Annotated in this window: 17 protein-coding genes and 4 pseudogenes; 1 reads left to right on the forward strand and 20 read right to left on the reverse strand. The window is 39.9% G+C overall.

From position 1 onward, the window contains the following. From Q360_RS26680 to Q360_RS0112645, 17 genes and pseudogenes are all read right to left on the reverse strand, one after another. Positions 1–845, reverse strand: a pseudogene (locus tag Q360_RS26680) (IS3 family transposase); the annotation flags it as partial. Positions 846–973: 128 nt separating this feature from the next. Next, positions 974–1723, reverse strand: coding sequence for a ThuA domain-containing protein (locus Q360_RS23115; protein ID WP_051554693.1), 750 nt, complete (start codon positions 1721–1723; stop codon positions 974–976). A 72-nt stretch (positions 1724–1795) separates the two neighbouring features. Next, positions 1796–4489 (reverse strand): PVC-type heme-binding CxxCH protein, encoded by a 2694-nt coding sequence (locus tag Q360_RS0112575; protein ID WP_027077426.1) that lies wholly within the window; start codon positions 4487–4489, stop codon positions 1796–1798. A 68-nt stretch (positions 4490–4557) separates the two neighbouring features. Further along, positions 4558–4965: a cupin domain-containing protein gene (locus tag Q360_RS0112580; protein WP_027077427.1), complete on the reverse strand. Its 408-nt coding sequence runs from the start codon at positions 4963–4965 to the stop codon at positions 4558–4560. 96 nt (positions 4966–5061) lie between these two features. Then, the gene (locus tag Q360_RS0112585) at positions 5062–5922 is read right to left on the reverse strand and encodes a phosphoenolpyruvate hydrolase family protein (protein ID WP_027077428.1); all 861 of its coding nucleotides are present in this window, start codon (positions 5920–5922) and stop codon (positions 5062–5064) included. A 45-nt stretch (positions 5923–5967) separates the two neighbouring features. After that, positions 5968–7479, reverse strand: coding sequence for an MFS transporter (locus tag Q360_RS0112590; protein WP_027077429.1), 1512 nt, complete (start codon positions 7477–7479; stop codon positions 5968–5970). A 53-nt stretch (positions 7480–7532) separates the two neighbouring features. Continuing rightward, positions 7533–8789 (reverse strand): Tm-1-like ATP-binding domain-containing protein, encoded by a 1257-nt coding sequence (locus Q360_RS0112595; RefSeq protein ID WP_051554694.1) that lies wholly within the window; start codon positions 8787–8789, stop codon positions 7533–7535. 36 nt (positions 8790–8825) lie between these two features. After that, positions 8826–9401 (reverse strand): annotated as a pseudogene (locus Q360_RS27590) (IS30 family transposase); the annotation flags it as partial. Positions 9402–9886: 485 nt separating this feature from the next. After that, the gene (locus Q360_RS0112605) at positions 9887–10879 is read right to left on the reverse strand and encodes a phosphotransferase (RefSeq protein WP_027077432.1); all 993 of its coding nucleotides are present in this window, start codon (positions 10877–10879) and stop codon (positions 9887–9889) included. Between the two features lie 19 nt (positions 10880–10898). After that, a complete protein-coding gene (locus Q360_RS23120) occupies positions 10899–11819 on the reverse strand; it encodes a nucleoside hydrolase (protein WP_036195852.1) in 921 nt (306 codons plus the stop codon). Between the two features lie 5 nt (positions 11820–11824). After that, positions 11825–12544 carry an ABC transporter ATP-binding protein gene (locus Q360_RS0112615; RefSeq protein ID WP_027077433.1) on the reverse strand — a complete coding sequence of 240 codons (720 nt, stop codon included), beginning with the start codon at positions 12542–12544 and terminating at the stop codon, positions 11825–11827. Continuing rightward, positions 12544–13317, reverse strand: a complete 774-nt coding sequence (locus Q360_RS0112620) for an ABC transporter permease (RefSeq protein ID WP_027077434.1) — start codon at positions 13315–13317, stop codon at positions 12544–12546. Before Q360_RS0112620 ends, Q360_RS0112615 begins: the two co-directional genes overlap by 1 nt. Continuing rightward, on the reverse strand, positions 13307–14161 hold the full coding sequence (locus Q360_RS0112625; RefSeq protein ID WP_027077435.1) for an ABC transporter permease: 855 nt from the start codon (positions 14159–14161) through the stop codon (positions 13307–13309). The genes Q360_RS0112620 and Q360_RS0112625 overlap by 11 nt, the downstream gene beginning before the upstream one ends. Beyond that, positions 14151–15368 carry an ABC transporter substrate-binding protein gene (locus Q360_RS0112630; protein WP_084273436.1) on the reverse strand — a complete coding sequence of 406 codons (1218 nt, stop codon included), beginning with the start codon at positions 15366–15368 and terminating at the stop codon, positions 14151–14153. Before Q360_RS0112630 ends, Q360_RS0112625 begins: the two co-directional genes overlap by 11 nt. A gap of 63 nt (positions 15369–15431) precedes the next feature. Continuing rightward, a complete protein-coding gene (locus tag Q360_RS0112635; protein ID WP_036195859.1) occupies positions 15432–16877 on the reverse strand; it encodes a SusD/RagB family nutrient-binding outer membrane lipoprotein in 1446 nt (481 codons plus the stop codon). A gap of 10 nt (positions 16878–16887) precedes the next feature. Further along, positions 16888–20139 carry a SusC/RagA family TonB-linked outer membrane protein gene (locus Q360_RS0112640; RefSeq protein ID WP_027077438.1) on the reverse strand — a complete coding sequence of 1084 codons (3252 nt, stop codon included), beginning with the start codon at positions 20137–20139 and terminating at the stop codon, positions 16888–16890. 76 nt (positions 20140–20215) lie between these two features. Continuing rightward, complete coding sequence (locus tag Q360_RS0112645; protein WP_027077439.1) at positions 20216–20914, reverse strand: TIGR04282 family arsenosugar biosynthesis glycosyltransferase; 699 nt, start codon at positions 20912–20914, stop codon at positions 20216–20218. Between the two features lie 374 nt (positions 20915–21288). Between Q360_RS0112645 and Q360_RS0112655 the strand changes: the two genes are divergently transcribed. After that, positions 21289–21507, forward strand: coding sequence for a hypothetical protein (locus tag Q360_RS0112655; RefSeq protein WP_156950104.1), 219 nt, complete (start codon positions 21289–21291; stop codon positions 21505–21507). A 365-nt stretch (positions 21508–21872) separates the two neighbouring features. On the opposite strand, the gene Q360_RS23125 is transcribed toward Q360_RS0112655, so the two are convergent. The 3 genes and pseudogenes from Q360_RS23125 to Q360_RS27435 all read right to left on the reverse strand — a co-directional run. Next, positions 21873–22484 (reverse strand): tyrosine-type recombinase/integrase, encoded by a 612-nt coding sequence (locus Q360_RS23125; RefSeq protein WP_156950105.1) that lies wholly within the window; start codon positions 22482–22484, stop codon positions 21873–21875. 39 nt (positions 22485–22523) lie between these two features. Then, a pseudogene (locus Q360_RS27595) lies at positions 22524–22757 on the reverse strand (integrase core domain-containing protein); the annotation flags it as partial. 36 nt (positions 22758–22793) lie between these two features. Continuing rightward, positions 22794–23018 (reverse strand): annotated as a pseudogene (locus Q360_RS27435) (transposase); the annotation flags it as partial. Between the last annotated feature and the right edge of the window lie 401 nt (positions 23019–23419).

Below are 23419 nucleotides of genomic sequence, written 5' to 3' on the forward strand. Positions count from 1 at the left end.
TTGTTCTGTAATTACATTAGATTTTATAGCCATATGCCATGCAGCAATAATGGTATCCTGTGTTGTTACATTATCGCTCATAGACCAGCCAAGGATTTTTCTACTGAACAAATCAATAATAACAGTTAAAAACATCCAACCCTGTTTGGTTTGAACATAGGTGATCTCCGATACCAAGACCTGGTTGCCCCAAAAACCTTAAAGTCCTGGTTAAGGATATTGGGTGCTATGGGTAGTTGTGTTCGCTGTTTGTCGTAATCTTGAATTTACGTTTCCTTCTGGCAAACAGATTATTGACCCTCATTGCCCTGGCTACCCTGGGTCTTGAGACACGAGGACCTCTTTTTAACAATTCCGCTTTAACGCTAGGAGCGCCATAACTCCCAAAGCTACCTTCGAAAATATAACGGATAGCCGTGGTTATGACCTCTTTTGGATGGACCCCGTCCTAACCAATTGTAATACCCACTTTTACTTACCTTGAACATTTTGCATATCTTCTTAAACTGGAAATTTAAATTTATGGTGTTTTACAAACCTATATTTCTCCAGTCTCCCTAGAAGAAGATGGCCATTGCCTTTTTTAAGATGTCGCGCTCTAGTTCGGCATTCCTTACCCTTTTCTTCCACTCGGCTATTTCTTTTTATTCATCGGTGAATTTGGGGTTGCCCTTGCCTGGGAAACTATGCTTGCCATATAAATTAGGTTCCTTCCGCCAGCGGCTCAATACAGAGGTAGGTATATCCAATTCTCTGCATATTTCCACAACGCTACCACGTGCATAACTCAACGCAATAGCCTTTTCCTTAAAATCTAAGCTGTACTTTCTTTTTTCTATAGACATTTTTCAAAGTTAATTTTAAAAGCAAACACGCTCTTAACTTTATGTCCAGTTAAATATAGTACGTCCAGAAAGGTACTGCCGCTACTTCAAGGCCATAGTATTGGGGAGTATTTTGCCGAAAGTCAATTTTATTTAACCCACTCCAAACTATTTTTCAAAATTGTTTTATACGCTTCAAGTTCATGTGCTCTTTCATCATGGCCCAAGGTATTCCCTATTATTTTTGCCTTGGGATGTTTTACAATCCAGACTGAAGGATATTCCTCACCCGATTCTAAACCCTTGCTTATTGCTAGTACTTCAATCTCAGCATCAGCATCCTTCTCCCATCTGTAAAGTTCATCAACTATCCTGAATTTAGATGGAACACCTTTCATTATTGGGTGATTAGGCTTTACAACTATTACTTCGAATTCTTGTAACGCTTCATGTGAACGAGATCCACCACCAACAAGCTGTTTGTTATATTCGGGCCAATCTTCCCAGTTGTACCATGTGCTTGGGTGATAAATTAGCATATTCAATTTTCCTGCGTTCACTTTAGAAAAAATTACCTGTTTTGAAGTTAGATTTAAAGGTTGATTATTAGTGAGCATCAATACGTCAACTGCTGGAATTAATACATCCATTTCATTAGGATTCTCTGTAAAAATAACCGTATTCGCACCATTTTCACTTAGTACTTTGCCGTCAACTTCACCAAATAGTTTTTTAAAATTGTGTGAGCCACTTCCTCCTGTGACGGCAATTTTGGCTGCATCTTTTTTATCGGAAATATAATATCCCGAAGATGCATCGTTTTTATAATCTTTTGGCAATTCTTGAACTTTGCACCCGAAAATCATTCCGAATAATAATAAAATCACTGCTTTTTTCATTTTATATTTAATTTATCGTTCTGCTTTATATTTAATTTGGGCTTTCATTTCACAAATATCACTACTGTAACCTTAATTAGATTCTGGGGCTGTTACAATAATTACACCTTTCATGAATCGCCAATGACCAGGAAATGTACATACGAAAGGATACGTACCAGGAGTATCGGGCAAGGTGAAAATTATGGATCCGCTTTCGTTCGGGCCCAACATCTCAGTAGCTCCCAGAACATATCTAGAATTCGGTACATAGGCCATTTTTATGGCATCCGGAGTGGTAACGAACTTATCTACAATAGACCCGAAAGCCCCCAAGCTTCCCGGAGTCACCACTACAAGATTATGGGGCATTTGGTCGACATTCTCCAATTTGATTTCTACAGTCTGCCCTGCGACAGCTTGTAACTCCGTTTTGTCAAAGGCCATTTCTTGACTCACCGTTTTTAGATTAAAGGTGACATCAACTTTAATTTTTCCTATTGTACCAATTCCAACATCGAAGTGCTGACCACCACCTGTATTCTTACAATGAACTGCGATTACATTTTTTCCTTTTTTAAATAATTGATTTTTCTCTTTATCTAGCTTCATATATTTATAGGCACTATTGGCGCCTTTTTCAGCTATTAAAAGTTGCCCGTTTACATACATTTCGTAATCGTCGTCATACGAGATTTTTATCACCGCATCCTCTATTTCTTGATTAAGAGTCACTTCTTTGCGTAACCAAATATCGTCAGTGGTCCATTTGGTCTTTGTACGTTCCTCATCGTGGCCACCGAACATTCCTTGCCCTTTTTTCCAAGAACCACCTACAAAGTCTACTGACATCCAATTGTCTGCTGGTTTTTCTATGGTATAGCTCCAGATGGTCAATTTTTCTTCTGCCGACGGTACTACCATTTCTACGGCCGTAGCATCTACCTCTTCATGGTTTAGCTCCCTAAAATAAACTTTGGTCGCGGCGTTCAACCATTTATCTGTACTATTGGAATCATCTTTGACCACTTTTTCCATTTCTGTATACAGGGCCGGGGACTCCGGCAATTCACTGGCAGTTAGAATAGCGGCAAGTCGCAGTTGTGGGTCGGTGTCCGTTAGAAGTCCGGATGAAGCAAGAAGCTCGCTACCTTCGGCCGTTTTAGGCAATAGGGAGATGGCCGCCCTTTTTACTGCATATCCTCCGCTTGTCAATGCATTTACTACCGCTTTATCTGCCTCTGTATTATTTGTATTGACCGCTCCAAGGCCATCCAAGGTCCAAAGGGCATGCAATACGGTGGCGTTCAGTCCATTTTTATCGGTTTTAGACCGGTCATTGGCCAATGTAATGAGGTCTGGAATCAAGGCGGTTTTTTTACCTTCCACTATCAATCGCTGTGCCGTGGTGCGCCAGAACAGGTTGTCGCTCTGCAGTCCTCCAAGAAGTGCTTTAGTATCATTTGGATTTAGTTCCGTTATTTCGGAATCGTCACTATCATCGTATCTGATGACGTATATTCTGCCATGGCCATAGTCCCTATATTTGTTAAGGTGGGCATTGCCCTCTCCCTTATCGGCATTCCAAATTTGGTTGTCCATACCCCTTTTATCGGGGTTGTGCTGTATTACCGGATTGTACCAATCTGCCACCCATAGGTTACCGTCCGGACCTGTCTCGGCAAATACCGGTGCGGTCCAAGCATCGGTGCTAGCAAATATATTACCACCATCGACTTCGATATACCCAGCCCCGTCCTTTACGATTTTGGCCATATGCACCAAATGCCCCGTTGGCTCGCTTACGTACATCTGGTTCTGGTATTCCTCCGGATAATTTCTTGCGGTGTAGAAATTTGACCCGGCGGCTGCGGTATAACCTCCACGAACATCCACTTGTTGCAATGGGATGGTATCTGCCGGCGAAATCTCATAGTGTCCCTGTATGAAATCGGCATTCAGGGCCCATGAGGGCATTTTATCCAGATATTCATAATGTTTTAAGGGTATGCCCACATAACAGGCATGGTTGTTATTGGCGGTAGAGCCGAAAATCTCAAAGTTCTCGTTATAGCCCATGCCCCAAGTATTGTTGTCAAATTGGCCTATTGGCTCCAAGTAGGAACCATCCCTCCCAAAGCGATAGACACCGCGTTCGAACTTTACAGGTTTGCCTTGGAATTGGTTCTCGAAACCGGAATAACCCACGGCGCCCCATATCGCATTGTCTATCCCGTATCTTAAACTGGACGGCCCAGCATGGGTATCGAAGGTGCCAAAACCATCAAAGAGCACGGTGCTCTTGTCCATTTTGTCGTCCCCGTTAGTGTCCTCCAAAAACACCATATCAGGTGCCTGAGCTACAATTACCCCGCCATTGACCAGCACAATTCCGGTAGATAGGCCTTGCTTCGTAGCAAAATCGGTGAACTTGTCGGCTTTGCCGTCCCCGTTGGTATCCTCACAAATGGTTATGCGGTCACCGCCTACATCGTTGGCAAGTTCATGCGGGTAATCCTTGGACTGCACCACCCAAAGGCGTCCCCTTTCGTCCCAAGTAAAGGCTATGGGATTGATGATATTGGGTTCCGCCGCAAAAAGTTCGGCCGTAAACCCTGCCGGAAGCTGTATATGCTTTTGGCTATCTTCCGGACTTAAGGGAACTTGTATCCGAGGGTTTTCCCCATCATACGCCAAGGCCGGGGGCGGTTCCTTTTCGGTGGTACAGGAGACGAATATATGCGTACCGATTACGAGTACTAACAGCGGTAAAATCGACTTTCTCATTTTTTCTATTTTTATTTTTCCATTAATGCTTCATTAGGGTCAACACTCCATGTCGTTGTGCTGACAGTTTATTTAGATCGATAACCGGAATAAGGTTCTTCATTGCTTACATCCAAAGTGCCGGCTCCCCATCCAGCGGGCGGGGAAAGAATGGCGAGAAATTCTAACTCCCCTTCTCCACCATTAAAAGTGGCATGCACCACATCTGCATCTATATAAACAGAATCCCCAATTTCCAATATTTGCATTTCATCCTCTATCCATTGCTCTGCTTTTCCTTTTAGGATATAAAGGATTTCATGCATTTTAGGATGCCTGTGAAAATCATGGCCGGCACCCTCAGGCACAACGACCTTTACCATATAAGACTCCGCATTTTCTGCACCATCGGGATGGTAGTGCCAATAGTGATCGCGGCCAAAGGCCTTCTCGAATAGCATATCTGTTTCTTTTACGAACTTCCAGTTTTTGCTCATTGGGTACTAGATTTTAGATATGAGACGTGAGGTATTATATTTTTGGTAAAATAACTTTAAATCATTGATAGCCATATTATTACAATATCCCATGTCTTATAAAGTCAACTTCTTAAATTCTTTTGTCAGGTTCGTTAAGGAAGCTTCCACTCCCATCCTTTCTAACGAGGATGCTCCTACAAAGCCATGCAGCCCTGTAACATGGTCTAAAGCATAGCGAACATCTTCGGGTGTATTTATTGGGCCTCCGTGCGCCAAGAAAAAGGTATCATGGTTCGCTTTTTTGACCGCATCCACAATTTTTTGCGTACGTTCCAACGCTCCGTCCATAGAAACCGTGGCTCCCGTAACCCCTATAGACCCACCTACCGTAGTTCCCACATGGGCAATAATTGCGTCGGCACCAGCATCCGCCATTTGTATCGCTTCCTCTGGTTTGGCCACATAAACAATAGAGAACAAATCCATGCGCGTTGCCAACCGTACCATTTCAACTTCTTTTTCAAAGCCCATCCCTGTTTCTTCAAGCACATTTCTGAAGTGACCATCTATGATGGAGTGCGTGGGAAAGTTGTTTACCCCAGAAAAACCCATATCCTTTACCTTACTCATAAAGTGCCACATGCGTCTGCGCGGATCACTACCGTGTACCCCGCATATAACAGGGATTTCCTCTACTACCGGCAACACCTCGAACTCCCCGATTTCCATAGCTACCGCATTGGCATCCCCGTAGGCCATCATCCCAGCAGTTGAACCGGCACCGGCCATGCGGAATCTACCAGAGTTATAAATAATAATAAGATCTGCACCACCTTTTTCTATGAATTTTGCACTGATTCCGGTTCCGGCGCCTGCGGCAATGATTGCTTTCTTTTGATTTACAACTTTTTGTAACCGATCTCTAACTTCCTGTTTTGTGTAAGGGTTTCCCTTTCCTGTCCATGGATTTGCCATATTCTCTTCTTTAGTTTAATGTGTATATAGATTTGTATTCAATTGTTATTCTTTTAGTTCTACTTGTGTATAGCCTCCCCGCTTTTTAAAATAAAGGATTAGAATAAGATATCCGATTGCCATTACCACTGGCAGCACTGCGGTACTGACCAAAGCACGGCCAGCGCCATAAAAGCCGGCTTGCTCAACCGGTGCCAAGTCTTCGTCCACATGTGTTTTTGCAAGGTTCCACCATTGACTGAGCGCACTTAGATTTTCATTACTTTCCAACTCGTTTCCCGTACTTTCCCAGCGTTCAATATCGGATGCCAATTGGTCGCCGTCGCTTTTTAAAATGGCTACTTTACTCCCGTCCAGTCCTTTTATCGGTTCAAAAAATAAAAAACTGTTTTCATCATCTGCCTTATAACGATCATAGGTGTCCTTGGATTCTATTTCTATCTTTTTGGATGCAAAGTAATCCTGTTTATAGCCAATCCCGGGACCGCCCAATAGACCTGCGGACAGCATGCCTACGCCCCCAAGAATTCCCATGGTCACGGCACCACCTTTAGGAAAACGCTCCCCGACAACACCCAACATGGTTGGCCAAAAAAATGATTTGGCAATCCCATAAATGGTAACGGCGAACACCATTACAAGACCTGTTGTGGAGTTGCCCAAAATATATAGGCCAACAGCACCGAAAATAGAACAAACGAATAATAGGCCCAAGGGAGAAATGCGTTCAACTATAGGCCCTGCAAAAAAACGGAGTACGAACATTAGGGCGGATGCATAGATAAAAAGCAACACCCCTTTAGTAGGGTTTTGAAGTATATTTCCTGTGATGTTCTGTATCCAACTATCGGTGCCCAGCTCCACATACCCTACCAATACCATTAGGAACAAGAGACCTATCAATACCGGGGAGGCGAATTGCCGAAACATTTCCTTATACCTTATACCCGCCGCAATTGTTTCCGATACTGGGAATTTTTCCTTGAAAATAACAAACCCATAAATAAGTACCGGGATAAGGAAGAAACTCATTAGGACCTCCCATGGCACTAGACCATGAAAGGCAATGGTTAACAATCCGCCTAAAATCATACCTCCCGGCCAACCGGCATGAAGGATGTTCAAGTAGTGTGTCTTTTCTTTGGGAAATAAGTTGGCAACTAAAGGATTTATGACCGATTCACAGATACCGTTCCCGACTGCAAACAGGAACGTGCCGGAAAAGAGGCACCAATAGGCCGCTTCTTTACCCATAGCATCAAATACAAAAACGGTAACGACCGTCACAATCAAAGAGAGAAAGTGGATAATAAAAGCCAGAACCAGTAGGGGTTTATATCCAACACGGTCTACGATAAGACTAAAAAGAATGATTATCACCCCAAAACCAACAAAACCTCCTCCTGTAATAGAACCCAGTTCTGTCATTGTAAAGCCGAACTGGTTACCCCAATCAATTAATATTGCTCCCCGTACGGCAAAGCCTACACCTGCGGCCAAGATAGTAAAAAAACTTGCGAACAGTAATCGGCTTTTACTAACACTACTTTTTTCCATTTTGAGTGAATCTAATTGATTATTTACAATGGTTTGTTTGTTCTCTTGGTTCTTTATATTCCTCTACTTTTATCTATTAATTCTAACAATTCCTTTACTGCATATTCTGCAAAAAGAGCAGTGTTGATATTTGTGTTTACTTCTACTATTTTGACTGATTTATTTACATTTTTCCTTATCGAATCAAATAATACTTCATCTATTTTAGGGTCATGAAATACTTCTCCTTCACCCCCAACTTTTGACAAGCCACCAAGAGGCAATAAAACGGTTACAGGGCCTTTTGCTATATTAATTTTATCAGTAATTATTTTTCCTAAAATAGTATTTTCTTCAACATTTGTTCGCATTAGGGTTACATCGGGAGCCCAGCCAAATAAGTCTCTATTCTTATATTTTTCTGGTACAGTTGATAGCGTCCCAAAATTCACCATATCAATGCAACCTGGTACTACAACTTGCGGTATTCCTAGTTGCCCGGCAGCAGTCAAACGTTCAGGGCCTGAGCTACAAATTCCACCACAAAGTTCATCGGCCAATTCAGTAGTTGTTAAATCAAGAATTGCATCAAAAACTCCATCTGAAGTCAACGCTTCCATAGTTGCACCACCGGTACCCACTGCATGAAAAGCAAGCACATCATATCCTTTTGATTTTAAAACTTGGATACAAGCATCAGCAGCAATCGTGGTATTTCCAAAAACACTAATCGCAATACTACCCTTACTAGTATCATCTTTCTGAATGGTTGTTTCCATCATACCATATAAGGCACCTGCAGCCTGACTAATTATAACCCTGCTTATATTATTTAACCCAGCTACATCAACAATGGAGGGTATTAGAACCACGTCTTTATCTCCCACTTTTTTAGATAAATCTTTAGTAGCCAATGTGCTTATACAAATTTTAGGAATACCAAATGGAACTGCGTTGATCGCTTTTAGCGTCACAAAAGTTCCACCACCACCACCCATTCCTATAATACCATCTACCTTTCCTTCACCTACTAAATCAGCAATAATTGATTCCGCTCCTTTCCCCATTAATTCTAAGGCCAACCCACGGTCATTACCTTCACGTATTTTTGAAAGTTCAGCACCCGCATTTAATGCAACCTTTTCTGCCCTGAAATTCACAGGAAAAAGGTTGGTTGTTCCCATTACTCCAGTATTTATAGTTATTACCTCGACACCTTTGCTAACTAAACAGGTATACATATACTCAAAGTCTGCACCTTTGGTATCGAAACAGCCTACCATAACTACCGTATGATTCTTTGTTTCATATTTATTTGATAGTACTTTCATTTTATTTTTATTTTTCAAAAGCTGAAAACGCGGAGTTCAACCCATAAGTGCAACAGATTTACTTTTTAGGAATACAATAGGTTTGTTATAATTAAATTTTCTAATTGGTCTGTAATTTAGTAATCTTTCCACTTCTTTTATTCTTTTGACCGATACTTCTCTCAGGTCGATTTTCTTAGGGAAGAATCTTCTAACGACGCCTATCCTATTCTCTACCGTTCCTTTGTCCTGTGATGTGTATGGTCTCGTAAAATAGATTTTCACTCTTAGGTCTTCTGCGATTTTAATGTGTTAGGGAACTTCTTTTCCATTATCGAAAGTTATGGTCTTTATCCAGGAAGAGCTGAAATTTATGAGTCTCTTGTTCATTTTTTCATACACTTCATCAGCACTTTTACTCTTTAATTTCTCGAGCATGGTTACAAGGGTCGTTCTATCTGTCATAACCAATAAAGCGGATTTATGATTACTTCCCATCATAAGGTCAACCTCGAAGTCCCCGATACGAAATCTTTCCCTAACGACCTTTCGACGTTTGTCTATGCCGACGCGTCCTTTAATCGCACCCCTATTATCCTGGATATTACTGTGCTTTTGTCTGCGTCCGGTGTGACAATGATATGTCTTGGACTTTGCGTACCAGGCGATATTGCGACCGGCCGTGCGTCAACGTTTAGGGATGTTACGTTTGAGTTCACGACTTATGGCACTCTTGTTTACACCGATTTGAGCGCTATTTTATCATGTGTCAAGAACTTAGTGTATGCTATTGTTTATGGAGCTTAGCGTAAAAAAAAGCACAAACGCTTTGGAAAGTCTTTATTTGAAATGCTATATACTGTTTTTCTTCTCTTTTTTAAACATAATGAGAACGTTGCACGGCGTTGGATATATTGTATTGATTCCATATCTATTATGTGCGAAAATTAGTAACACATCCGACCTTAGCCGATAGCATTTGTGACATGCATTTACCCTGCGGGCCACTATTGTTATAAAAATGAGCACAGGTATCGTTGCACAATTGGGTAAAGACCCAATAAATGGTGTAGTAGTCCTCAAATTTATTTTATGTGTTCGTAGTCCTTTTTTTTAGTTTATACTAGAATTTCACGTGCTTCCGTTAGTAGGGCTTTACGTACTTCCAGATTAATACCCAATGGTAATTGCGCCAAACCCAGAATACGCCGTAGAATTTCGATGGCCATAAATTGTTTACACAAACCCTCATTTAGCGGCGCCAAATCAGTATACATTTTAAGTGCCTTTTCGATTAAGTCTTGGGGTTGAGCAGCCATTTTTAAATGCGCAAGGGTTACCCCTATCTCAAATTCAGGATCCCCGAAAAACGAAAATTCCGGGTCTATTATCTTAATTCCGTCACTTGTTTTTAACCAACTTCCCGGAAAATAATCTCCATGCAATAAAGTCTTACCATCGCTTAAATAGCGGTTCCCTAGTATTTGAACCTTATCGTGTAATATCTTATCCTGCTTAAATTCCTGGCCTACACCCTTTAACCCTGGAAGGATTTCATCGAGGTCAAGACCATTTTCCTTAAGAAAGGGATAAATAAAGATATGCTCATGGTTTAATTTCCGCATTTCTTTGTTGGGAAGCTTTTTCTCGGTAGTATTAGAATTTATGCTGGTATGGAGTGTCGCTACAAAGGTCATGATTTTTTCCAGTTCCACATCTTCCAAAATTTTGTCTTTTTGATATAAGAATGAATAATCCACACCATCACCTAAATCCTCTAGGTTGAGCACATGGTTATCATTATCTACTCCCAACAGTTGTGGCATTTGTTCCCTTAACACATCATGAGCGGACACCAAGGTGTAGAACTCCGCCTCTCGCAGGGCACGCTCTATGGGAGCAGCCACATGGGGATATTTCTCCACATAAGCGCGACTTTGCTTTATAACGAAACTGCGTTCACCGGTTTTAACCCGAAGCGTAAAATTCATATTTCCCGCGCCGGGGATTTCCACAGCAATTATCATTTCGGTACCATGTAGCCAACCTTGTCCCTTTAGGTAGGACTCTAATACCGTTTTGTCCGTTGATAACTGTTCCGCTTTTTTCAAAATTCTTTCTGTTTTCTGTTTACTTTATAAGGCTGTCCATCAATTTTTGATGATAATCATATACCACATCATAACAATAGGTTACTGGAAACCCAACAGTTTTATCACATATCAAGTACTGCTTATACGTATTTTCCGGTGTATCCAAAAGCATATCGTTAGCGTGAATTTTTAGATGGGCATTCAGCTCTTCAATAACTAAATCTTCTGGCGCAATCAGGTAGTGACTTGCCAAGACGTCAAAAGGATTAAAACCGTTATCACCACTCACCAACCATTGTTGCAACCATGGCTGGGATTCTTCTGAAAGCCAATCATTTGCGGGACGGCCATTTTTTAATTCACCCAAATCCTTGGCCGTAAGCCAGACCTTATTAGAAATTTCAAACGGGCAGAGCACCACTTTTACACCATGCTCGAATAGTACCCGAAAGGAATCGTTATCCAAATCGAAATTAAGGTCGGGGGCATGTCTGGATACCGGTTGACCGATTTTAAAGTACGAAGTGGGCGTACGCCTACCCGCAACAAGAACTACTTCCTTTATCTGTGATTTTAGCTCTGGATACAGGAGCAATAAAATACCAATATTGGTTGCCGGACCTATCGCCATTATGCTCAACACTTCATTTTTTAAGGCTTCTGCCAACGCTTCCACGGCTTCGTTGGTCACTACTTTTTTTAATCTTATTTTTTCTCCAGCACCTTTAAAAACCGGAATTTCATAGGGTGCAAATTCAGTTGCCATTTTATTGCAAAGTCTGTAGGCATCATCAATTTTAGTGTTGCCAAAGACTGCACTAATCCCGTGTATCTTAATCGTATCTGCATAAAAAAGTTGCAGTATGGCGTAACCATCGTCTACATCGCTATAACCTTCTTTATGGTATCTTTTCATCCCTACGGAAAGGTCCGTATCTATCCAAACATTTTTTTTCATATCATTTAATTTAGGCTTTCCCAAAAATTAATTTCTTCCTGAACGCCCGTCGTAGTATCGTTTATAAATGCATTTTTGTCTTCGTAAACCTTAAGGTTTCCCGCTTTCATGAATCCTATTTTATCGCCTATTAATAAAGCTTCCTTCAGGTCATGTGTTATAAAAAGTGAGGTGATATTATAAGTTTTGGTCAAATTCTGAAATAGCGTCTGCATCCGTTTTCTAGTTCCTGCATCCAAACTACCAAAAGGTTCATCCAACAATAATAAAGAAGGATTTGTGATTATTGCGCGCCCAAAAGAAACCCGTTGCCGTTGACCGCCAGAAAGTTGATTAGGCATTTTTGTAGCCTGCCCTTCCAATTCCAAACTGACAATAATTTTATCCACCTCCTCCGTTATTTTTGCTTGTGGTAATTTCTTTAATCGCAGTCCAAATGCAATATTTTCAAAAGCATTCAAATGAGGAAAAAGAAGGTCTTCCTGATATAGGTAAACGATATTACGTTTTTCAGGTTTTTTCAAAGTAACTGCTTCTCCTGCCAATAAAACTTCCCCATTATCAGGTTTAACAAGTCCTGCAATCATCTTCAACATGGTAGTTTTGCCACAACCCGATTTCCCTAAAATACTCAGGGTCTGATGCGCGTCCAAGGTGAAATCCAGATTTTTTACGACCTGTTCCTTCTTAAAACTTTTAGTAAGATTGCGAACTTCCAGAAACATTAAATAGGGTTTTTAAATACATAGCGTTTATTGAAGTACAGTAATATAATAGGCGGAAAAATCAACAAACAACAGGCCAAAGCGCCATAATAATAATTGGATTCCTTTATGAATAGAAATACCTTGATGGTTAGCGTCTGTACTTTTCCTACGCCTATTATAGAGGTTAGGCCATACTCAAACCAAGAAATCAAAAACGTTTGAAAAAAGCACATCAACAACATACTTTTTGCTAATGGTAAAATAACTTTTATGAATTTTTGAACTGGACTACCGCCGAGCGTAGCAACCAAATCTTCATAACTGCGGATTTTTTTATTCCAAAAACTACTAAAAAAAAGCAGCGCATAGGGAAAGGCGATTAAAAACTGTGCAACTATTACACCAGTGATATTGCCAAATAATCCTAGTTTTAAGAAAAAGTAGCTAAGACAGGCCGCGAAAACTACCGGTGCCAATATATATGGAAAATAGGTCAATAGAGTAAGGACCCGCTTGCGGGGATGGTAATAGACCGTGCGGCTTAACAGAAAGCCTGTAAGGGTAGAAATGATGGCTACCGAAAGTGATATTATTAAAGAACTAAAAAAACTTTCCAACAATCCTACTTCGGAACCCAATATTGTGTTCCAATTGTTCAGCCCCATGTATTCTGGTATTAAATCAGGAAAACGCCAACCGCTCATAAATGATAGCAAGACCATAAAAGCGAATGGAAACAGTACTAAAATTACGAACAAACTTAGTATAAAAGGCTTCCAATTAAGTCTCATAGGCTCCATGCTTTTTAGGTAAGAACAACATTATGGCGGCCAATGTAACTATTACCGTGTAGATTACGGCTGCTACGTACCCTTCGGATATTTTGGTTAAATCATACTGTTTAATCTCGCGAATGATTAGAACCGATAACATCTGTGGCGCTTCTTGTCCTAAAATCAAAGGAATCTCATAGGCGCCCAGTAAAAAAATAAAATAAAGAACGATAAGTACCCAAGTTTTCTGGAGCAGAATCGGCAAAAACACCTTGCGTACTACTTGATTTTTTTTTGCGCCTAGCGCCTGCGCGAGAATTGATAATTCTTGAATACGCTCATTTTTATAAACGTTCATAAACAGCAACACAAAAAAAGGCAAGACTATGGTCGTAAAGGCCAAGATAATACCAATGGCATAGGCATCATTGACCAAGTCTGGAAATTCTACTGTAGTTTCTGTCCATCCCAAATTATAGCTTATTCTAGAGAAAAATCCACCCTTGGAGAACAACTGCAACGTAAAAAATGCGGCCACCACACCGGGAATTGCAAGCGGAAGGTAGGAGATATAGGAAAGAAACTTCCTCTCCAACTGATTTCTGAACTTTAGGATAATCCATAAGGCTCCGCCAACGGAAATAAGTAGGGAAATGAAGGCAATTACAGCACTATAAAGGAAGGATTTAAAAAACTCCCCCGAAGCAATAACTGCCTTCCAAAACTCTAGGGTAAACCCGGTGTTCACGACCCCGATAATGCCAAAACTATATAAAATTGCATACCCAAAAGCAGCAGCAAAAGGCACCACACCGATGAGGACAAATAAACCTAGGCTTATATTTTCAGATTTATTTTTCAATCACTTTTGTTCTAAAATCTTCGTATAAACGTATCATATATTCTGGTGCAGGTTCTGCAATGGCATATTCCGAAAGTTCTTCCAGTTTAATACCATATTGGCGACCGGGTGCGTTCTTAAATTTATCCTGCCATTGTTGTGGTAATTTTTTTACATCCAAGATAGTGTTAGAATCCATCCCGTTGGCCCTGGCCTTTTCAAATTGTGCTTCTGGTGATATCATAAAGTTTATGACCTGCATAGCGGCCGCTTTTTCAGTAGCGTTACTTAAAATCCCTAAATAATTGGCGTTCTTTATGGTTCCGTTTTTCCAAGGATATGCTTTTGTGGTATTTGGGTAAAGGCCACTAGTAACACGTTCTTCAACACCACCTTCACTAAATCCATAGGTTATATTTACTTCACCGTTGGCAAAAAGTTGACTCATTATACTTTGTTCTTTAGGAAAAGTAGTTCCTTCTTTCCAAAAATACTGTTTATTCCCGTTCACCCAATCCCATAGCTGTCCACTTAGCTTAACATATTTATCTTCATCAAATTCGCCATTAAGACTGGTTGGGCTTCCTCCCAATTCCGCAAGGAAACTTTTCATTAGCGTCATACCGGTAAAATCATTGGAAATGGTGAACGTTCCAGGATGTTTTTTAATATAGGCTTCCAGTTCATCAAGTGTTGCAGGTGGGTCGTCAGCTTTTGTAGCATCATATACCATCGCAAACTGACCCATGCTCCAGGGAGCCTCCATACCTTTAATGGGCTGTTGAAAATCAGTACTGACAAACGGGTCATCAAAATTAATGTATTGGCTATTGGGCAGTTTTGATAAAAATGGGCCCCAAAGGGCATCTATGCTTCTTAATTGAAAAAAGGTCTCACCATTGATCCATACGATATCCACTTGACTTTCGGTAATCCCTGCCTGCCGCTCACTCATCGCCAGCTGAACAATCTCGGGCCCTTGACCACCACTTATTTGTAGGTTGACACCATACTCTTCCTTTACCGTAGGGATTATATAATTATTAATATACTCATTGATGACCGGACTTCCCTGCCACATCATAAAATTGACCGTTTTACCATTGGTCGATTTTGAAATGGTTTCCCAATCTTCGGTTTTTAATGCCTGATTGTCTTTTTTGTTTTCCGAACCGCAACTTAAAAGTGCTGCACACAATATGACAACTAATACTATTTTCTTAATCATAAACATCCTATTTTATTTAAAATGCGACCCTGAAAATTTATCCAAGGTCACAAGTCCAATACTTTACATTTCCCACCAATTTTTGATGTTGATATTATCACCTCCTATACGGGATACGGCGGCATCATAATTTACTTTGTTCGCGGCCTGTTCCGATTCAGGATACAGATATCGTGATGGGTATTGACCATCGTTAAAATTGTCAGACCCTGGCGTTAATGCAGGGATACCCGTACGCCTAATATTAAACCAAGCCTCATGCCCCACCATAAAAAGGCTGAGCCATTTTTGAGTTAGGATTTTTTCCAAATTTGCGTCCGTATTACCGTTTAAGGCAATAGCGCCCCTAGTAAAGTAATCCACAGGCACCTCTGTTCCATAATATGCAAAATGAGCCTGTATCGCATTTTGGTAATACGTTTGCGCATCCCCGGTTATGTAACTCCGTTCTGCTGCCTCTGCCAACGCAAACTGTACTTCTGAATACAACATGATTTGGGCATCTACACCATCTGCCCTAGTCCTAAATCTATCGGACATTATGGAAATATCATTAAGAACAATACCCCGCTCGCTAATCGTTTGGGTACTCAGGCCATTTGGTAACCCCTTAAATTCAGGATTGCCTGCAAGAACACTCTCTGGTGTAGGATTAAAGAAAACTGCAATTCTGGGGTCATCCCAACCCTTTAGAATGGTCTCAACGGTTTCGCTCATTTTCAAGCCTTGATAAATACCTGTAGAAGCGCTAAACAATGGGAATTGGTTTGGTGCCCCACCTAGATAGGGTACTATCGCATTGTCTTCATTTGATTGCAAAAGTAAATTTTCATCTGCTAATTGTTGCAGTTTACTAAAATCCGTTAATCGTTTACTAATACGCATACGAAAACGCACCTGAAGGGAATTGGAAAAACGTACCCATTTAGAAAGGTCATTACCGAACATGATATCTCCACGGATACTTTCGCTGGTATTCTGTAAAAGTGCAGATGCAGCTTCTAACTTAGCCAAAATCCCATTTTCCGGGTTGGTGTAGATACTTTCCTGCGTATCGTAAACCGGTGTAAAATTTAGGGCTTCGAATTTTATAGCTTCACTAAAGGGAACATCTCCCCATATATCAGTAAGTTGTGAAAAAAGATAGCCTCTTAAAATATCCGCTACACCATCGTAGGCATCGTTATATCCAGGTAAGGTTTTCATGGTCTCCAAGTCGGTCAGAAGTCCATAAATGAGGTTCCAGTATCCACTGTTCCCCCCTAATTCATATCTGTCTATGCGCTCAAACTCAACATCCGCATTAAATTGTGCCAAATAATTATTCAGTCTTAATCCTTGATTATAAGTATTCTCATTGGTTTCCGCCGCAATAACGTTGGTCAACAAAAATTCTGGACTTACTTCCTGTGGAGCGTTTGGATTATCGTTAATGGAATCAAAATCCTCCGTGCAGTTCGTAAAGAAAAGACAGGGTAAGAAAATCGATAAAAGTTGTAGATTTTTCATTGGAATATTCTTAAAAATTTGTTTTTAGGCTTACACCAAAACTTCTAGTTGATGGGTACGAAAAGTCATCCACACCATACACGATATTACGTTCTTGTAGGGCATTGAGCTCCGGGTCAAAATGTGGATTCTCCGTAAATAACAATAGGTTACTACCGATAAGACCTATTTTTAAATTCTCAACGCGTAGGTTTTTTGCTATTTTTTCGGGAAATGTATAGTAAACACTTAGTTGTCTAAGTTTTACATAAGAAGCATCATAAAGTGCACTGGCCTCATTACCACGATCATAAAATGCATTGTTGAACGTACTCGCAGCAACAGCCGTGGTATTTGGAGCGTACTGAGGATTTTCTGTAGTACCCACGTTTACCACACCATTACCGATTACACCGTTACCATCCACAAATTGGGTGGTATCCAAACCACCTTCACGACCCAATAATGTTTCTTGTAACACACCAGAAGTACTTCCCAAGGCTTTTATACGCGAAACGATGGTACCACCTTGTCGCCAATCGAACAACATGGTAAAATCAAAGTTTTTGTACGAAAAACTGTTGTTGAAACCTATGGAGAAATCCGGGTTATAATTACCTAGTTTGCGAAGGTTCCCATCTTGTATAGGTAAACCGTTTGCACCATAAAGATCTTGACCATTAATTTGCACAAAACCCGTACCATACATATCGCCTACCCTCCCACCTTCACGGGCAATATAGAAAACCGTATTAGAGCCACCACTTCCTGAAAATACACTTGCCGTAGCCGTTACAAATTGGTCTACCCCTTCCGGAAGTTCTGTTACCACACTTCTAAATGTGCTGAAATTTAAGGCCGTATTCCATGTGAAATCTGCGTTTTTAATAGGTGATGCGTTTAACATCAATTCTATTCCTCGCGTTCTTATTTTACCTCCATTCTCATTAAAACTTGCAAATCCGCTGGAATTAGATACTGGTCTAGAAATAATCTGGTCTTTACTGACATTTTGATATACAGAACCCTCAAACTGTATCCTACCATTTAAAAACCATGCCTCAACGCCACCTTCATAGGCGTCTAAACGCTCTGGTTTAAGATTTGTATTCTTCAATACCGTTTCATTGGTTACCCTAAAGTTAGAGCCATAATTACCATTGAATTGAAAGGTTTGGGTATTCTGAAAAGGATCTGTATCATTCCCTACAGATGCCACACTTAATCTGAATTTTAAGAACGAAATTGGGTCAGGAAGTTCTAAACTTTCTGAAGCAATGTAACTTAGACCTCCGGAATAATACCCAAAAGAATTACTGCCTTCTGGCAAAGTACTGCTCCAATCATTGCGATAGGTTAAATCGATATATAATTCACTTAGATAATTAAAATTAGCCGTTCCGTACACACTGTTAATCCGTTTGTTAAAATTCTCACTGTTGCCTTGCAAAGGGGCTCTTGAGTTCGCTAAAGTATAAATCTCTGGCAAGGCAAGTTGGGAAGCTTCCGCATAGGCATAGTGAATTTTTTGATCTAAACGGTTGGCACCCGCCGTAAGGGAATACTCCCAATTACTATTTATTTTATTGTTGTATACAAATAAAAAATCTGTGTTCATTTCCGTAAAACGGATATTATCTTCCCTATAGGACCCAAAAGGGTTTGCATTGGTACTCACTGCCCTTCTAAATTCCCTATTGTCGTTATAGGTATCTAGTCCTGTCCGCACCTTTAGAGAAAGATGTTCAGAGAAATCATAGGTTGCGGATACATTTCCCAAAACGCGGTTCTTAGTATAACTATTCGTGTTTTCGTTTAGGGTAAGATATGGGTTGGTCAACCACAGATAGTTAATATCGAAATGTTGACGGCCCACCTGGCCAGCCTGCCAATAATCCTTTAGAGCAGCAATATTTGTTTGGCGACCTGTCCAATTAAAACCATATAGTACATTCTCGTACCCGTAGCCCAAATTTGGACGATTACCGCTACGGGTATTGATGTAATTTACAAAGGTGTTTACCTTAAGATTTTCAGTTAAAACCTGGTCAAGGCTCAATGCTAGTCCATCCCGTTTAAGATCTGTATTCGGTAAAATTCCTTCATTGCGCAAATTGCTGTAGGAGATTCTAGTACTCCCCTTGTCACTTGTATTACTAATCGCAATATTGTTTTGATAGGTGATACCCGTATTAAAAAAGTCTTTAACATTATCCGGTCTTGACACCCAAGGTGTAGGTGTTATGTCCGTATACGAACCGTCTGGAAATGTGCGGGCAATTACATCGCCACCACGCACAGGATTGCCATTTATATCTACCGATTGACTATCGAATTGTGGAATTAGAAGGCCAGTATTCAAACGTGGGCCATAGCTACTGATGCCCCCATCACCTATACCTGCGCCTACTCCGTTTTGAAATGCGTAGTTACCATTTGAGCCCAAACCGTATACATTCTGATAATCCGGTAGTGTTAGCAAGGTTTCAATAGTGAAATTACTATTGATACTTACCCCAAAACCTTTGGCCCGGTTTCCTCGTTTTGTAGTAATCAGCACTACCCCATTTGCAGCACGTGCTCCATAGAGGGCAGCTGAACCAGCACCTTTAAGGATGGAAATGGATTGAATATCGTCCGGACTAAATTCTGAACCTCCATTACCAAAATCGACCTCTTGTAAAGCTCCATTGTTGGCAAGATCACTTGTAATCTGTTCATTGCTAATCGGTACACCGTCTACTACAAATAAAGGTTGATTGCTACCACTAAGGGAATTCTCACCACGAATTACAATTCTCGAAGAAGAGCCGACGCCGCTAGATCCATTGGTAATCTGTACACCCGCTACTTGACCGGCCAAACTATTAACCAGATTTGTTTGTGAAACTGTTGTCAGTTTTTCAGAGTTTACCGTAGATACGGATGACACGAGAGCTCGTCTTGCCCGTGCTATACCTAAAGCGGTGACCACCACCTCGTCCAACTGTTCTTGGGAAGGGAATAAAGTGAGTTCGTTTGGCACATTACCCCTCACAACTTGAAAATTCAGCGTGCTAAATCCGATAGAAGAAATTTGAAGCGTAAAATCATCCAAGCTTGTTGTCAGACTGAAGGATCCATTTTCATCTGTAGTGGTATAATTTAGAGTTCCTTCTTCGTATACAGCCGCATAAGGTATAGGTTGACCACTAGTATCTATAATTCTTGAATTATAGGTGTTTTGTTGTGCATACAGGGATAGTACAAATAATTGCATTGAAGCAATCAGTATTGATTTCATAGGTCCTTTAGTTAAATTACTCGAATATGCAGTTTATTATAAAAACGATAACTGCAAAAAAATGATACGGAAGTAATTAAACTGTTGGTGGTGCTCTAAGACCTACATAAGAATATCGGTTAGAAGACGGTATAAAATCATGGGAAATTGGAAAGTCGTTTTTTACAGATGCAATAATCGCGCGGAGGTACCTACTTAAAACTGTCCTTGAATTATTTTTAGCATAATAACGTGCATCCTTACGGGAATCAATATCAGTTAGTTCACAAAGTACATCAAATTTGATTTTTTGAGAGTCAACATAATTTTTAAGAACCTTTTTTAGGTTCGATGTTTGCCATGGCAGTTGCAAAAATACTTTTTTATCGAAAACATCCCTATTGATGCCTAACAGATAAAAACCCCCATCCCTGGATGGCCCAATAACCAATTTTTTAGTACTTAATTTTTGTATTGCTTCCTGTAGCAATCGAACACTAAGATCAGGGCAATCATTACCAATTGAAACTACATTTTTATAACCTGCATCAAAGAGTTTTTGAAAGGCGTTAGTAAATCGTGAGGAAAAACAACCCCCAGTTTGCTGGCGTTCGTCTATCCAAAAAACATCGATACCACTTTGCATCGCGAGCTTTCTAGTCTGTTCAATTAAAATATTGAAAAAAGTGGTATTCTCTTCTCTGGAATTTTTGTCAAAAAAGTACTTCCTTTCTATTTCCTTCTCTGCTGAAAGGGAAAAAACTAATAAGGCAGTATCTTTTTGATTCAAATTCATTTAACAGCAATTCCTTTCAAGACTTTCAGATTTCGAAAGTAAAACATTTAGTTGGACAACGAGTACTTTTTAGTACTAACGAGAATTTTAATAAAAGGTTTTAGTACACATCGAAATTTCAGAAATAGAGCGTTTTTAACTAAAATTAGATTTCCATTGTTAATCCAACAAAGTAAAAATCCATCAACAAAAAATATTAATTTGTAAGGTTCTTAAATGATGATACAAATATTACATTTTTTAAATGAAAAATAACGGATTTGACTTAATCGTCATTGGTACAGAATCTGCAGGATTAGGCTCTGCTTTAGGCATGCTCAAAATGGGTATGAAAGTGTTGATGGTTGACGCTCTAAAACCCTGACTTAAAAATATTGGACTTACATTACTCCCTTTGGACAATCTCTTTGCTTGTCATAGCGTTTCTTGCCTTTAAGGTTTCCGGAACAGACGAGCTTCGTGAAGAATCGTTTTCCAAAGGACGGCAAGAGGCCATAAAAAACCTTAGGGATTATTTCGATGAATATCCGTCGCATTATAAAGAGTATGAACAATGGCTCAAAAAAAGGGATAGTGTTTCAAATCAAAAGTAGCGTGCGCCTTATTTCGATTTTACTTTACGCTTATCTGCCGGAACACTATAAAATCGAAACAGGAACCGTGTATAGGTAAGTTATGGTAAGATTTGGAGACAACCTATTTACATCCTCAAGAAAAGCCCACCCTAATTGGTTTTGATATCAAATATCACCAAATCTATTCATTAAAAAGAGTACGCCGAAAATAATTGATTTGTGTTACCTAGAATTAAAAAAGCCGACTCATAACAGTCGGCTTTCCGGTTGTACAGGCGGAGAGACTCGAACTCTCACACCGTAAGGCACTAGATTCTAATGTAGTTCGCAACTCTAAAACTCTTATTAATTTTACAAAAGTCTAAAAAGCTACAATGCTGCTGCTAAGAATTCAAAACAGCATCCAAGGCATCATCGGCATCCTTATGTATAAAATTTGCCTGATATAGAATCGTAGTTTTCAAAGCGCTATGGTGATATAGTTTTTGTAAAAGGGAAGGCGAGATGGCATCTCCTGCAATATTCCTGAACGAATGGCGGGCAATATGATAGGTTAGGTTTTTGTTAACCCCACATTTTTCGGTAATCTCCTTTAGGTATTTGTTAAGTACAGTGGTTCCATTACGGCTCTTAATAAATACATCTCGCTTGTTATTGGGATTCGCTTTTTTTAAATAAGGGAAAATATAATCGGCATTTGACCCATTTGACGGTCTATAATACTCCAATATCTCCTTAGCTTGTTCCGGAACTTTAAAGCTCACAGGCTTTTCGTTTTTGTTCATGGTATAATAAAGGCGGCCGTCCAAGAGGTCTGACCATTTCTTTTGTAGCACATCCAAAATCTGGATTCTTACAAAATAATAGGAGAACAACCAAACATTACGGGTGTGCCACATGGCAAAATCTTTCTTCAATACCACATTTTCAATAAGTTTTATTTCTTCTCTTGTCAGTCCGATTTTTTGTGTTGGCTTTATTTGGACTTGCAACAAAAAAGTAGACAATTTAGATAATAGTCATGCTGCTATTTGTTAATTGTACATTTCGGTTTCAAATTCCTCTATGGTTTTATACCCCAATATGGAGTGCATCCTTCTTCTGTTGTACCAAGTTTCTATCCATTGAAAGACAGATAGCTCGCCTTCCAATCTAAGTCCATAGCTATGTTTGTATACCTATTCTACCTTTAAGCTCTTAAAAAATGATTCTGCCACCGCATTGTCCCAACAATTACCTTTTCTACGCATACTTTGTTTTACCAATCCACCATAACTTTTAATGATATCCGTAAATCTTTTCTTCAACTCGGCAATCTCACGTTGCGCGTCCGTGAGTTTCGGGTTCCCCTTACCCAGAAAACTGTTCTTCCCATAGGCACCCGATTCCCTGCGCCAGCGATTCAATACGGATGTCGGTATATCCAGCTCCCTGCATATCTCTGCAACACGACCACGTGCATAACTTAGTTCCACAGCTTTTCCCTTGAACTCTACAGTGTAATCTCTCTTTTGTTCTTTCTGATTTATATCCTAAAAGTTAAGGAATCAAACTTAAGAAGTATAAAAATAATAAGGGTTTTGTACTAAATCGAAAGTTAGTGCATCTTAATAAAATTCACCAAACTGAAAAGTAAGTGCATTTTTAATCCCTTACTATTCTTACACTAAACGTTGGCAATTATTAAACTAATAACTCATGAAAAAAATAAAGAATTACGCATCATTTTAATTACAACTTGTTTGCTATCCAGTTGTAATCAAAAGGTTTTATCTCTATCTCAAAAAGTTCCAGACACTATCCCTCAATTATTTGCACCGTCTATAGTGAACACATTCAGTATCGAATTAAATGGTGTATTTAATTCCTCCTTTTAGGAGTTCTTTTTTTCGTGAAAAATTGGCAAGAAGAAAGTAATACATCACTCTGA

Source organism: Maribacter antarcticus DSM 21422, from assembly GCF_000621125.1.
GTDB classification, from domain to species: Bacteria; Bacteroidota; Bacteroidia; order Flavobacteriales; family Flavobacteriaceae; genus Maribacter; species Maribacter antarcticus.

Bases quoted from the DNA above. Each gene is read 5' to 3' on its own strand.
- Q360_RS0112575 (WP_027077426.1), bottom strand. From the start codon at position 4,489: ATGAGAAAGTCGATTTTACCGCTGTTAGTACTCGTAATCGGTACGCAT.
- Q360_RS0112590 (WP_027077429.1), bottom strand. From the start codon at position 7,479: ATGGAAAAAAGTAGTGTTAGTAAAAGCCGATTACTGTTCGCAAGTTTT.
- Q360_RS0112595 (WP_051554694.1), bottom strand. From the start codon at position 8,789: ATGAAAGTACTATCAAATAAATATGAAACAAAGAATCATACGGTAGTT.
- Q360_RS23120 (WP_036195852.1), bottom strand. From the start codon at position 11,819: ATGAAAAAAAATGTTTGGATAGATACGGACCTTTCCGTAGGGATGAAA.
- Q360_RS0112585 (WP_027077428.1), bottom strand. From the start codon at position 5,922: ATGGCAAATCCATGGACAGGAAAGGGAAACCCTTACACAAAACAGGAA.
- Q360_RS0112615 (WP_027077433.1), bottom strand. From the start codon at position 12,544: ATGTTTCTGGAAGTTCGCAATCTTACTAAAAGTTTTAAGAAGGAACAG.
- Q360_RS0112630 (WP_084273436.1), bottom strand. From the start codon at position 15,368: ATGATTAAGAAAATAGTATTAGTTGTCATATTGTGTGCAGCACTTTTA.
- Q360_RS0112635 (WP_036195859.1), bottom strand. From the start codon at position 16,877: ATGAAAAATCTACAACTTTTATCGATTTTCTTACCCTGTCTTTTCTTT.
- Q360_RS23115 (WP_051554693.1), bottom strand. From the start codon at position 1,723: ATGAAAAAAGCAGTGATTTTATTATTATTCGGAATGATTTTCGGGTGC.
- Q360_RS0112645 (WP_027077439.1), bottom strand. From the start codon at position 20,914: ATGAATTTGAATCAAAAAGATACTGCCTTATTAGTTTTTTCCCTTTCA.
- Q360_RS0112620 (WP_027077434.1), bottom strand. From the start codon at position 13,317: ATGAGACTTAATTGGAAGCCTTTTATACTAAGTTTGTTCGTAATTTTA.
- Q360_RS0112580 (WP_027077427.1), bottom strand. From the start codon at position 4,965: ATGAGCAAAAACTGGAAGTTCGTAAAAGAAACAGATATGCTATTCGAG.
- Q360_RS0112640 (WP_027077438.1), bottom strand. From the start codon at position 20,139: ATGAAATCAATACTGATTGCTTCAATGCAATTATTTGTACTATCCCTG.